Below are 13847 nucleotides of genomic sequence, written 5' to 3'. Positions count from 1 at the left end.
CCAAAATCGTGCGCGGGTGCACCGATTACAGCAGCATGCTCCCCATGAACATGGGTTTGAGTACTAATAAATACTAAATGTTTAATGAAAACAAAATCAGGGGATAGAAGCTAACAGCCATTGAATCCGTGATTTGCAATTTCGTCCGGCTGTGCTTGGACGCTTACAAAAGGGTATACGTTATCCGTAAAGAAAAGGCGGTGTTGAGGCGGACTCGATGTCGCTTTTTCTTTTTTATTACGATGAATTCCGGTTGTGGAAATTCGCCTGTGTGGAGAGATTTTTTTCGGTTCTCGCTTTTTATGGTCAGACTTTCAATTATTTTATCTATTTTCGTACGCTGATAGGGTAATAGTTTTAATAGTAATAATTTGATATGAAAAACAAACATTTAGTGATTCTGTTGCTGTCATTTTGCTGTTTCGCGGCATGTGTGGATAGCAAGTATGATTTAAGCGACGTCAATACGGACGACGCGGTGATGGGTGAGTCTTGGGTAGCTCCCCTCGGTACGGGTTATGTAACGTCGGACGACGTTGTGCGTGTAGAGAAAGTCCCTTCCATCCGAGAAGTCGATGGGGCCTACGTCGTGGTCTATGATGGAGCGATGAAGATCAAGGGGAAAAGCCTACGGGCGGCCTCTGATAAGGTGGTGATCGCTTCGGAAGAGATAACGACTGGGGATATCGACGGCCTGTTCGATGGCGATTTCGTCTTGGCGTTAACGGATCCTCACATCACGTTGAAGTCGGATGTGACGAAAGCCTCTTTGGATTGTAACTTGTCGATCGAGGCAGAGAACGCGGGTAAAAAGGAGTCCGCTTCCTCTGATTTTACCTTGTCGGCGGTGTCGCCTGCCATTTGGATCGGCCCTCTTGACCCGAAGACGGATGCGTTTAAGTTTATCAAGAACGAGCAGCTGCCGGGAATCGTACAGATTGTTCCTCAAAAGATACGTTTGGCTCTGTCCGCCGATAGTGAACAATGGATGAACGCGCCCATGGATGCCTTGAGCGAGTTACGTTATGCGGTAGAGCTCCCGTTGGCTCCGGCGCCGGAGTTTAGCGCCGTCTCCGTCGAGCGGATCGAGAACGCTTTTGACGAGGATTTCGTAGACTATATTTTCTCGGACGGAAGCGCGAGGATCTATGGAGAGGTCACGAACGAGATGCCGTTCGATATGTCTGTCGAGATGGTGATCCTGGATGAGAACGATGTGCCGGTAGGTATCCAACTCCCGGCGCAAGACGTAAAGGGACCGTCCGGCGAGGTGGTCTTTGAGATCACGAAGGAGGATATGCCGAAGATGAAGGACGCGCGCCATATAGACCTGAGGTTGCATTTAACGGGTAGAGATCAGGGCGAGGCTTTGAAGAAAGGCCAGAAAACCACCTTCAACCTGAAACTCGAGAAAGAAGGCGGTATTTCTATTTGATCCCAGTACTAACCATTTAAATTACAAAAAAGAAAGATGAACACTGTATATAATATGTATAAGAGAGGTCTGTGCGCGTTATGTTTATTGGCCACTGTGGGAATGTCCCTATCCGCCCAACAGATACGAACTTCTTATTTCATGCGATCCTCTACGGCGCGCACGACGATGAACCCGGCGTATCGTCCCGAGAGAGGCTATGTCTCCATCCCGGTATTGGGTGCGGTTGGCGCCTCGTATGGCACGAACGGGATAGCTGTGGATAATTTTATCTATCCGAAGAATGGTGAGACCGTCACCTTCATGGACAACTCCGTGAATACGGAGTCTTTCCTGAATGGCCTGAAGGACGAGAATCAGGTAAACGTGGATTTGGGCACGCAGGTGCTGTCCGGAGGCTGGTATGCCGGCAAGGGATTCTGGACGGTCGATGTCTCTGTCAAGGGGCTGGCGAACATTCGTGCGCCGAAGACGTTGTTCGAGTTCATGAAAAAGGGTAACGGATCACAAAGCACGTATGATATCCGGAATATCCAGGCGTATGCCGAGGCCTATCTGGAGACAGGCGTAGGATATTCTCGTCCGGTCACGGATAAGTTGACAGTCGGAGGTAAGGTTAAGTTGTTATGGGGCGTGGGCGCTATGGACGCTACGATCGATCAGATCTATGCCGAGATGGGAGAGACCAGCTGGAAAGTCACCTCTACCGGTACGTTGCAGACGAATATGAAAGGTTTGGTCCCGGAAATGGAGGTAGACGAGCAAGGTCGCGATTATTATAATAGCTTTGATTTCGATTCGCCGGGTCTTAGCGGTTTCGGTCTGGGAGTAGGCTTGGGCGCTACGTACCAGTTGACCGAGAATATCATGTTGTCCGCCGCCGTCCTCGATCTGGGTTTTATCAGCTGGAGCAAAGGCGGCAGCACGGTAGGTAAGTTGGACGGGACTTTCGATTTTGATGGCTTTGACCTGGCGATCGGCGAGAATAACGGCGACATACCGAGCATGGGCGATCAGTTCGACGCTATCAAGGAGGATTTCGAGAACCTGCTTCATTTCAAGAAAGGAGGCGAGTCCGGAAGCACCACCCGCCTTCGCTCGACAATCAATATCGGTGGCGAGTACCGCTTGCTGGAAAACAAGCTGGGCATCGGTTTGCTGTCAAGCACTCGTCTCTATTCCCCGAAAGCCTATACGGAACTGACCTTGTCCGGTAACTACCGTCCGGTGAAATGGTTTGAGGCTACGTTGAGCTACTCATTCATCCACAGTAAGTTCAAGACATATGGTATCGCCTTGAATTTCTCGCCGTCTTGGATCAATTTCTTTATCGGATCGGATTATATGCTCACGAAGGTAACTCCCCAATGCTTGCCGGTTAGCGGCAACGCCATGAATCTTTACATGGGAGTAAGTGTTCCTTTGAAGTCATTTGCGCGCGAATAAGGAAATACGCGGGGCAGAGTAGTCTCGTAACGCGAAAAGACTGTCCGGATATCTATCCCGGACAGTCTTTTTGCGTTTAATAGGTTCCTGGGTTTTGTCTTTGAAGGTTTGACAGGTGTTCCATCCTCAATCGCCTAGGGGATAGGAATCCATTCGGATACGATACTGATCGTCCCCGGTGCGCTACTCGCGGCCGATTCCTGCCTTTTTGTCATTTTGCGGTTTGCCCAATATATTTTGGCACTCGTTTTGTATGGGAGTAGGCGGATCTCGCGAATGAGCGGGATCCGGGATACGTACGAGAAACAACAACATAAAAGATATTCAAACTATGAGCAGTAAACAAGGTAACATCGGAGTAACATCGGAAAACATCTTTCCGATTATCAAGAAGTTCTTATACAGTGATCACGAGATCTTTCTTCGCGAGCTTGTCTCTAACGCGGTAGACGCTACCCAGAAGTTGAAAACGCTTTCTTCCGTAGGCGAGTTTAAAGGCGAGCTCGGCGATTTGACCGTACAGGTCAAGTTCGATGACAAGACGATCACGATCTCTGACCGGGGTATCGGTATGACCGCCGAGGAGATCGATAAGTACATCAACCAAATCGCCTTCTCCGGCGCCGAGGAATTCGTCGAGAAATACAAGAACGACGCCGCCTCTATCATCGGTCACTTCGGTCTTGGTTTCTACTCCTCTTTCATGGTTTCCAAGAAAGTGGAGATCGTGACGAAGTCGTACAAAGAAGGCGCCGTCCCCATGAAATGGAGCTGCGATGGCACGCCGGAATACTCCTTGGAGGAAACGGCGAAGGCGGATCGTGGCACCGATATCATCCTGTATATCGACGACGAGAACAAGGATTTCTTGAACAAGGACAAGATCCAGGGCTTATTGACCAAATACTGCCGTTTCTTGCCGGTCCCGATCGCGTTCGGCAAGAAGCAGGAGTGGAAAGACGGCAAGTACGCGGATACGGACGAGGACAACGTAATCAACGACACCAAGCCGGCATGGGTCCGCAAGCCGGTCGATATGACCGATGAGGATTACAAGAAGTTCTACCGCGACTTATACCCGATGACGGATGAGCCGCTGTTCTGGATTCACCTGAACGTAGACTATCCGTTCAACTTGACCGGTATCTTGTATTTCCCTCGCGTCAAGAGTAATATCGACTTGCGCCGCGACAAGATCCAGCTGTATTGCAACCAAGTATTCGTCACGGATTCCGTAGAGGGTATCGTCCCTGAGTTCCTGACACTGTTGCATGGCGTATTGGACTCGCCGGATATACCGTTGAACGTATCCCGTTCCTATTTGCAAAGCGATCAGAACGTGAAGAAGATCTCCAACCACATCACGAAGAAGGTGGCAGACCGCCTGGAGGAGATTTTCAAGAACGACCGTCCGCAGTTCGAGGAGAAATGGGACAGCCTGAAGCTGTTCATCCAATATGGTATGCTGACGGATGAGAAGTTCTACGACCGCGCGGTTAAATTCGCCTTATTCAAGGACGTCGAGGGCAAACACTTCACCTCCGACGAATACAAGAACCTGATCAAGGACAACCAAACCGACAAAGAGGGCAACTTGGTCTACCTGTATACCAACAACAAAGACGAGCAATACAGCTACATACAAGCCGCGAAAGACAAAGGTTACAGCGTCTTGGAAATGGACGGACAATTGGATGTACACCTGATCAGCCAGTTGGAGCAAAAATTCGAGAAGAGCCGCTTCGTCCGTGTGGATAGCGACACGATCGACAACTTGATCCGCAAGGAAGACGCGAATAAGGTGACCCTGAGCGAGGAGCAGAAAACGGCCCTGCAGGAGGTGTTCAAGAGCCAGATGCCGAAATTGAGCAAGGCCGAGTTCTACGTGACATTCGAGGCATTGGGCGAGAGTGCGAACCCTGTCATGTTGACACAAGGCGAGTATATGCGAAGGATGCGCGAGATGTCCGCCATGCAACCGGGCATGTCTTTCTACGGCGAGATGCCGGATAGTTTCAACTTCGTGTTGAATACGGACCATCCGTTAATCAAGAAAGTATTGACCGAGGAGGAGCAAGCCTGTGGTGAGAAGTTGAAGCCGATCCTTGGCGACATCAAGGGATGGGAGGCTCGGCAAGCCGACCTGCGCGAGGCCCAAGGCAAGAAGAAAGAAGATGAGATCACGGCGCAAGAGAAAGAGGACATGACCAACACCAACCATAAGCTGGATGAGCTTCGCGGGCAGCGCGACCAAGTGCTCGCCGAGTACGCCGGCACGAACAAGACCGTCAGCCAGCTGATCGACCTCGCCTTATTGGGAAACGGCATGTTGAAGGGAGAGGCCCTGAGCCGATTCATCAAACGCAGCGTAGAGCTGATCGGATAAGAGCGGGAATCCCCCATCTGTTTTTTTAATCGTACCGGTAACTCAACAATACGAAAAGACGAAATGTTTATGTTTCCAGAGAAATACTTCTTACATTTGGAGAAGAAAAACAGATGGGGGTTCATATGAGAAAAATAACCGTTATCATAGCCTCGTTCCTCGCGGCCATCCAACTGGCCTCCGCCCAGAAAGTGGGGCTGGTACTCAGCGGCGGCGGCGCCAAAGGAGCGGCACATATCGGAGTGATCAAGGCGCTGGAAGAAAATAACATACCGATCGATTACATCACCGGTACCTCCATCGGGGCGATTATCGGCAGCTTGTACGCCATGGGATATTCCCCCGAGGAGATGCTGGAGCTGATGCTTTCCGAGGAGTTCTCCTATTGGCAAACCGGTACGGTGGAAGAGCGATATACCTATTATTTCAAGGCGCCTTACCCGACCCCGGAATTTGCGCACTTCTCCATCGACATGTCCGATTCCCTGCAGATCAAGACCAGCTTCCTGCCGCAAAGCCTGATCAATCCCATACAGATGAACCAAGCGTTCATGTCCTTGTTCTCGCAGGCGACGGCAAAGGCGGGGTGGAATTTTGACAACCTGTTTGTCCCCTTCCGCTGCGTCGCCTCGGATATCTACACGAAAAAGCCGGTCGTCTTCAAGAATGGCGATTTGGGAGACGCCGTACGTGCCTCCATGACCTTCCCGTTTTTCTTCCAGCCCATATGGAAAGACAGTATACCCCTGTTCGATGGAGGTATCTACGATAATTTCCCGGTAGGCCCGATGAAAGACGCGTTCCACCCGGATTTCATTTTCGGATCGACGGTATCGGGAGGGGATAAAAAGCCCTCGGAGAATCTGTATAACCAGATCGAGACCATGATCATGCAAGAGACCGACTACGAGGTACCGGAGGAAGACGGCATGATGGTCAAATTCAGTTTCCCCACCGTCTCCTTGTTGGATTTCCAGAAAGGGCGGGAGCTTATGGACATCGGCTATAAACGCACCCTTTCCATGATCGACTCCATCAAGCGACGAGTCCCCCGGGAAGTGCCGTTAAAAGAGGTTACCGATCGAAGGAAGGCCTACAAAGAGAGCCTTCCCCCGCTCATCTTCCGCAACATTTACGTGACAGGCGTATCCGACGCCCAACGCAAATACATAGAGGCCCAATTACATCGGGATATCAACAACGAGTTCTCCATGGAAGAGTTCAAGCGGGCCTATTTCAAGATGTTGACCTATTCCAAGATCAAGGAAATCCTACCTCACGCCGTTTATAACCGGAAAGAGAAGAAATTCGACCTTTATCTGGACGTGAAGATGAAAGAAGAGGTCACGGTTGGCTTCGGAGGAAACGTGTCGTCCCACCAGGCGAATCAATTATACCTGGGATTGGGATACCAATATCTGGGACGGTTCGCCGCCGACGTGAACTCGAACTTTCAAGTAGGCAACTCCTTTAGCGGGGTCATGCTGAGCGGCCGGATGTACCTGCAAACGCAAATCCCCACCTATCTAAACTGGCAGGGAGTCTTCTCGGACAAGAAATACTCGGAAAGCCAATCGCTCTTTTACGAGGATGTCGTGCCCGCCATGATCAAGCAGAAAGAACTGTATATGAAACTGAAACTAGGCTTCCCTTTCCTCAACCATGCGAAAGCGGAGATCGGCTTCGCCTACGGTCGATTGAACGATTACTATTTGCAGAGCACCACGATACCTTTTCCGGACGCCTCTTTCGACCACAGCTGGTACGATTTGTTCAGCGGTTCGTTAAGCATCGAGCAAAACTCACTCGACGCCAAGCAATACCCGGTAAGCGGAAAGCAACAATTCCTAATCGCCCAATACGTAACCGGTACGGAGAAGTATATCCCGTCCCCCACCTCCGCCGCGACAGAAGCCCCGATCGGTCGCAAGGTACATAGCTGGCTGCAGCTGAAAGGACGCTGGAACCAATACCAGACGCTGAGCGACCGTTTCAACCTGGGTTATTTGGCGGAAATGGTCCTATCCAGCAAGAATCTCATGAATAACTATACAGCCAGCGTATTGCAGGCTCCGGCGTTTACCCCGACCCCCCATAGCGAGATCGTATTCAACGAGGCGTTCCGGGCGAACCAATACGTGGCTTTCGGCCTTTCCCCGATCTTGAGGTTAAGTAAGCTTCTGCACTTCCGGCTGGATGTGTATGGATTCGCTCCGCTCTATGAGATACAAAAGAGGGTGCCGGAAGACAACCCGTATGTCGGAATCCCGCGTTATGGCAAGTTTTTACACGCGTTCAATTATATGGGTGAAGCATCGGTCGTATTGCAACTGCCATTCTTATGTATCAGTTTGTACGCCAACGGATACAGCTATCCGAAAGAGAATTTCAACATGGGCTTGAACATTGGTTATCTGATCTTCAATCCAAAAATGTTAGATTAAGTTCGCGAAAAAAAGTAATCGAAACGTTTGCATATTTAAAACAAAAACGTACCTTTGCGCTCGCGATCACGGAACAATGGCCGCGTAGCTCAACTGAATAGAGTAGCTGACTACGGATCAGCCGGTTACAGGTTTGAATCCTGTCGCGGTCACTTTCGAGGATAGCCATAGAACAAATCTCGGCTCCTTAGCTCAACTGAATAGAGCATCTGACTACGGATCAGAAGGTTAAAGGTTTGAATCCTTTAGGAGTCACTTGAATATTCAAAATCATTCGCAGATTGGCTCGCTAGCTCAACTGAATAGAGCATCTGACTACGGATCAGAAGGTTATAGGTTTGAATCCTATGCGAGTCACTTGAGAATCCTTCTCCCCGCCGACCTTCTTGTCGAAGGTTACGAGAGAAGGATTTTTCATTTCCCCTTGCCGCTCCCCCGGCTTTCGGTTCAGCAGAAACAGGGACACAATACAAAATAAGAAATAAGAGATGGAACAAGCAATCCAATTAAACGAACACAACAAGCAAGAGTACCCTCCTATGCACACGGCGGAACACATTTTAAACCAGACAATGGTACGGATGTTCGGATGCCCCCGGTCGAAGAACGCGCATATAGAACGGCGGAAGTCTAAATGCGATTATCTATTGGCGGAAGAGCCTAGCGCGGAGGCTATGGCCGAGGTCGAGAAGAAGATAAACGAGGTGATCGACCGGCACCTGCCCGTAACCATCGAATTCATGCCGAAAGAGGAGGCCGGCGATATCGCGGATCTAAGTAAGCTGCCCGATGACGCCGGCGACACTTTACGTATCGTACGCATAGGCGATTACGATACCTGCGCGTGTATCGGGGCGCACGTGGCGAACACCTCCGAGATCGGACATTTCAAGCTGTTGAATTACGACTATGCCGACGGGAGATTACGGTTACGTTTCAAATTGGTATAAAATTTAAAGCAAGCGCAAACAGCCAAATGAAATATTTTACGTAAGTTTGCAAGCGATTGGAGGAACATTTTAATACTGACATTAAATACAATAGTTATGCAAACAATTGACAATTTCAACTTTGCCGGCAAAAAGGCATTTGTAAGAGTTGACTTTAACGTTCCATTGGACGAAAACTTCAACATCACCGACGACACTCGTATGCGTGCCGCCCTTCCTACATTAAAGAAGATCTTGGCGGATGGCGGTAGCGTAATTATCGGCTCTCACCTAGGTCGTCCGAAAGGCGCTACGGATAAGTTCTCCTTGAAGCACATATTGAAACACCTTTCCGAGTTGTTGGGTGTAGATGTTCAGTTTGCAAACGACTGTATTGGCGAGGAAGCCGGCGCTAAGGCTGCCGCTTTGCAAGCGGGCGAGGCTTTGTTGCTTGAGAACCTTCGTTTCTACGCCGAGGAGGAAGGCAAACCGAGAGGGTTGGCCGAGGATGCTTCCGACGAGGAGAAGAAGGCAGCCAAGAAAGCCGTTAAAGAAAGCCAGAAAGAGTTCACGAAGCGATTGGCCTCTTACGCGGACTGCTACGTAAACGACGCATTCGGTACCGCTCACCGCGCTCACGCCTCTACGGCTCTGATCGCTGATTACTTCGATACAGACAACAAGATGTTCGGTTATTTGATGGAGAAGGAAGTCAAGGCTGTCGATAAGGTAATGAACGACATCCAACGTCCGTTCACCGCGATCATGGGCGGTTCCAAGGTTTCCTCCAAGATCGAGATCATCGAGAACTTGTTGAACAAGGTAGACAACTTGATCATCACGGGAGGTATGACCTATACGTTCACGAAAGCGCAAGGCGGTAAGATCGGCAAGTCTATCTGCGAGGATGATAAGCTGGATCTCGCGCTCGACTTGATCAAGAAAGCGAAAGAAAAAGGCGTAAACCTGGTATTGGCCGTCGACGCTAAGATCGCTGACGATTTCAGTAACGACGCTAAGACTGATTTCGCTCCGGTAGATCAGATTCCGGATGGCTGGGAAGGTCTTGACATAGGTCCGAAGACCGAGGCTATCTACGCCGACGTTATCAAGGACTCCAAGACGATCCTTTGGAACGGTCCTACGGGCGTATTCGAGTTCGAGAACTTCACGCACGGATCTCGTTCGGTTGGCGAGGCTATCGTCGAGGCTACGAAGAACGGCGCGTTCTCTTTAGTAGGCGGTGGCGACTCCGTGGCTTGCGTTAACAAATTCGGTTTGGCCAACGGTGTATCATACGTTTCCACAGGCGGTGGCGCTCTTCTTGAGGCTATCGAAGGCAAGGTGCTTCCGGGTATCGCGGCTGTAAAAGGCGAGGCTTATAAATAACCGGACAGGTAATACTAGTAGGTGACTCAATCGGAATCCCCCGGGACGCTCGAGATACTCGAGATCTCCCCGGGGGATTCCCTTGTTTTAACCCACATTGCCACCTAAGTTGGGTAAATATTCTGATATATCCTTTTCTATTCGCTGCAAAAAAGATACGCCTGCTAAACAATAGCGATAAATCTGTATTCAAACCCTAAAATAGGTACATCTTCAATAATTGTAAAGTCATTGTGTTGATCATTCAATATAATTGACTATTTTTGTATATCAGAGATGAATTTTAATATGAAACTTAACAGAATAAAGTCCGTGTTGGAGGAGCGGGGCATTTCGCAGACTTGGCTGGCCAAGCGCTTGGGCAAGAGTTTCGGTATGGTGAACGCATACGCCTGCAATCGCACACAGCCGAGTTTGGATGTGTTGATGCGGATTGCAGAGATATTGCAGGTCGATATCAAAGACCTTATCACGGATAAGAATGAACGGCAGTAAAGGAAAGATCGTATGGAAGGACAATTCATAACGAACAAGGAGAACAGCCCTGTATTGTCGGAGATTATCAATTCGATTCTGCCGAATTGCGACAATGCCTATTTTCTGGTGGGCTACTTCTATTTCTCCGGTTTTGCCGAGTTACACGAGAAGTTGCGCGATGTCCATCTCCGGATTCTCGTGGGCTTGGAGGTAGAGCGTAACATTATAAACGGCATCAAGGAGGTTGAGAACTTTACGGCCACAAATAAATCGCGCGGTCAGTTGCGCGACGACTTCTACGATAGTTTTGTCGATATATATAACAATACCGATTTCTTCGACTCGGAGGCGCAGATGGCGAAGTTCCGTCTGTTCTTGGAGAAGATCGAGAACGGCACGCTCGAAATCCGCAAGACATTAGATCCTAACCATGCCAAATTGTATCTGTTCGAGAATCGGGAGGCAGACAGCATCTGTGGCACATTCCCGGGTACGATGATTACCGGTTCGAGCAACCTGTCATACGAAGGGCTGAAAAACCGTTTGGAACTGAATGTCATATTGCGCGACAAGGCGAATTATTTAGAGGGCAAGGCAGTATTTGACGAATTGTGGCAAACCTCCGTTGCCGTTGTCGATGAAGATCATCTTTCGGAGTTCAAGGATAAGGTTATCAAGCATATTTGGTATGAGAAGTTATATTCTCCATACAAGATGTTCGTGCGGGTGCTGCACGAGTACTTCAACATACCGACGGATGAAAATATCCTGACACCGAGCGATATTACCAACGATGTCTATGCGAATCTGAAATATCAGATCGATGCCGTACAACTGGCCCTGAATTCCATCCGAAACCACGAGGGCGTGATTATCTCGGATGTGGTAGGTTTAGGAAAGAGTATCATTGCTTCGACGGTTGCTCGTAATCTGCGTCTGCGCACTATTATCATCTGTCCTCCGCACTTGAAATCACAGTGGAATGAGTACAAAGACCAGTTCGGATTCGCGGCGTCGGTATTCAGTTCGGGTAAAATAGAGCAGGCTATCAGTCATTACAAAATGATTGTCCGCCCGCAGGAGAAGTTCCTGGTTATTGTCGATGAGGCGCACAAGTACAGGAACGAATATACACTGGATTACAGCATTTTGCATGACCTCTGCATGGGCAATAAGGTGATGTTGCTGACGGCCACACCGTTCAACAATCGCCCGGAGGATATCTATGCGATGCTCAAACTCTTCCAAATACCGAGCAAATCGACGCTTAAAACGGTCGATAACTTAGGCGCTGCGTTCAAGGAGTTGATCTCGCGCTACAAGCAATTGGCAGAAGAACAGCGCAAGAAAACCTTGTCATTGCCGGACATCAAAAAGGAGGCGGACGAGATAGCCAAGAGTATTCGCTCGATCATCTCGCCGTTGGTGGTGCGCCGCTCCCGTCTCGACCTCGAAGAGATACCGGAGTATCGGGAGGACTTAAAGCAGCAGCATATTACGCCGGTTATCCCCGAAGCGCCCCTGCAACTGGAATATGATTTGGGTGATATTAAAGAGTTGTATGTTCGCACACTCAATCTGATATCGCCGTCGAAAGAGGAGGTCGAGAAGAACGAATCGAATCCCGATTTCCGTTACTACAAAGGCGCGCGATACAAACCCACCGACTATATCGTTAACGACAAAGCGGCGCGCGACAAACTTGACAAGGAACTGGAAGAGAAGATGGGTACGAACTTGGGCATGTTGATGGGTCGCCAGGGCAATGTGTCCAAATTTATGCGTCATTTGCTGGTACGCCGTTACGAGAGTTCGGTCGCTGCATTCCGCGAATCGCTTGCGTCGATGATTGAATCGTCGGAACGCATACTGAAATGGATTGAGAAGCGTGACAAAGTCCCTGTGTATAAAAAAGGCATTTTGCCCGATGTCGATGACTTCTACCAAACTACGGACGATGACCTCCGCGGAGAGATAACGGAGGCATTCGAGAAGTACGAGAATCGCGGCTTTTTCGAGATAGATATGTCGTATATTAAACGCGATGCCTTTATCGGGGATATCCATGCGGATTTGGCATTGCTGAAAGATATTCGCAGCGAATGGCTTTCGGAGACCGTAACGGGCAGCGATAAATTCGCTATCCGATTCGACTACAAACTCGATTCGTTCCGCAAGTTGCTGAAAGAGCTGCGCGAGAAAGACCCCGCACGAAAAATTATCGTATTCACGGAGTTCGCCGATACAGCCGACTATTTAGGCAAGGCATTGGCGAATGAAAACTTGGGCGTATTCAAATACTCCTCCAAAGACGCTTCGCCAACCAACAAGGAGACCATCCGTGCCAACTTCGATGCCGGTCTGAAACCGCAGTACCAGCGCGACGACTACCAGATACTGATAGCCACCGATGCCATTTCCGAAGGTTATAACCTGCATCGGGCGGGCGCTATCTTCAATTACGATATCCCGTACAACCCTACGCGGGTTATCCAGCGTATCGGGCGTATCAACCGCATCAACAAAAAGATGTTCGACAAACTCTATATCTACAACTATTTTCCGACGGAAATAGGCGAAACGGAGACCCGCACAAAACAGATTTCCACGCTGAAAATGGCGATGATTCACGCTATTATGGGCGAAGATACAAAGGCGCTGACTAACGAAGAGCAGTTGAATGCCTTTTTCAAGGAACGCTATCAATCGGAACTGGCTAAGAGCGAGGAACGCTCGTGGGATACGAAGTATCGCAATCTGCTGAATCAGTTAAAGGGTACGGAGGTATACACCGAAGCTCTCGCCATACCGCACCGTGCGCGTATCGGCAGAGAGGTGGAGAAGCCCTGCACGGGTGTACTGTTGTTCGGTAAAAAGGGCAATGATTTCGTATTCAAGATTGGTAACGGCACTCACGAGCCTCCTATCATGCTGACTTCGGAGCAGGCGTTGAGTTTGTTTGAGGCTGCGGAGTCGGAGGAGCCGGTAAAGGTGGACAAGGAGTTCGACAAGATATACCAATATGTCAAGGTGCGTTTGTTCCAGAGCGGCAAGTACGACGACGATGAAAAGGCGCAGACCAAAGCCCGCGACAAAATATACATTTGGACAGATAAAGCGGTTTTGCCCCAAGACTATTCGGAAGACCTGCTGGCGGTGCTCGACAACGGCGGTCTGACCGGCGAGGAGATCCGCTTTATCAACAAGCAAACCGCCAAGAGTGCCGACAAGGTAGTGGAAAGGATCTCCCAGGCGTATTTGAATCGTGTAGTAGAGAAGATAAGCAAAGTATCGGAGGGCGACGAGACACTGATCCTCGCTGAACAACTTAAATAAGAAGA

The 13847-nt window shown here is 49.5% G+C and carries 8 protein-coding genes and 3 tRNA genes; all 11 read left to right on the top strand.

Features of this window, described 5'->3' with window-relative positions:
* Positions 1-376 precede the first annotated feature (376 nt).
* The 11 genes from G7Y39_RS06905 (at position 377) to G7Y39_RS06855 (ending at position 13842) form a co-directional block, all read left to right on the top strand.
* Positions 377-1435 carry a DUF4621 domain-containing protein gene (locus tag G7Y39_RS06905; protein ID WP_165156367.1) on the top strand — a complete coding sequence of 353 codons (1059 nt, stop codon included), beginning with the start codon at positions 377-379 and terminating at the stop codon, positions 1433-1435.
* Positions 1436-1471: 36 nt separating this feature from the next.
* On the top strand, positions 1472-2881 hold the full coding sequence (locus G7Y39_RS06900; protein ID WP_165156365.1) for a DUF5723 family protein: 1410 nt from the start codon (positions 1472-1474) through the stop codon (positions 2879-2881).
* A 331-nt stretch (positions 2882-3212) separates the two neighbouring features.
* Complete coding sequence (htpG, locus tag G7Y39_RS06895; RefSeq protein WP_165156363.1) at positions 3213-5267, top strand: molecular chaperone HtpG; 2055 nt, start codon at positions 3213-3215, stop codon at positions 5265-5267.
* 125 nt (positions 5268-5392) lie between these two features.
* Positions 5393-7711: a patatin-like phospholipase family protein gene (locus G7Y39_RS06890; protein WP_165156361.1), complete on the top strand. Its 2319-nt coding sequence runs from the start codon at positions 5393-5395 to the stop codon at positions 7709-7711.
* Positions 7712-7789: 78 nt separating this feature from the next.
* Positions 7790-7863, top strand: a tRNA-Arg gene (locus G7Y39_RS06885).
* 29 nt (positions 7864-7892) lie between these two features.
* Positions 7893-7966 (top strand) — tRNA-Arg (locus G7Y39_RS06880).
* Between the two features lie 28 nt (positions 7967-7994).
* A tRNA-Arg gene (locus G7Y39_RS06875) sits at positions 7995-8068 on the top strand.
* 131 nt (positions 8069-8199) lie between these two features.
* Positions 8200-8661: a hypothetical protein gene (locus G7Y39_RS06870; protein WP_165156359.1), complete on the top strand. Its 462-nt coding sequence runs from the start codon at positions 8200-8202 to the stop codon at positions 8659-8661.
* Between the two features lie 96 nt (positions 8662-8757).
* The gene (gene pgk / locus G7Y39_RS06865) at positions 8758-10029 is read left to right on the top strand and encodes a phosphoglycerate kinase (protein ID WP_165156357.1); all 1272 of its coding nucleotides are present in this window, start codon (positions 8758-8760) and stop codon (positions 10027-10029) included.
* 288 nt (positions 10030-10317) lie between these two features.
* Positions 10318-10524: a helix-turn-helix domain-containing protein gene (locus G7Y39_RS06860; RefSeq protein ID WP_165156355.1), complete on the top strand. Its 207-nt coding sequence runs from the start codon at positions 10318-10320 to the stop codon at positions 10522-10524.
* Between the two features lie 12 nt (positions 10525-10536).
* On the top strand, positions 10537-13842 hold the full coding sequence (locus tag G7Y39_RS06855; protein ID WP_165156353.1) for a helicase-related protein: 3306 nt from the start codon (positions 10537-10539) through the stop codon (positions 13840-13842).
* Positions 13843-13847 lie beyond the last annotated feature (5 nt).

It is taken from the genome of Parabacteroides sp. ZJ-118 (genome assembly GCF_011038785.1).
In the GTDB taxonomy this organism is placed as follows: domain Bacteria; phylum Bacteroidota; class Bacteroidia; order Bacteroidales; family Tannerellaceae; genus Parabacteroides.
The sequence above is the reverse complement of the archived record's forward strand: the minus strand, read 5'-3'. Positions and strand labels throughout refer to the sequence as shown.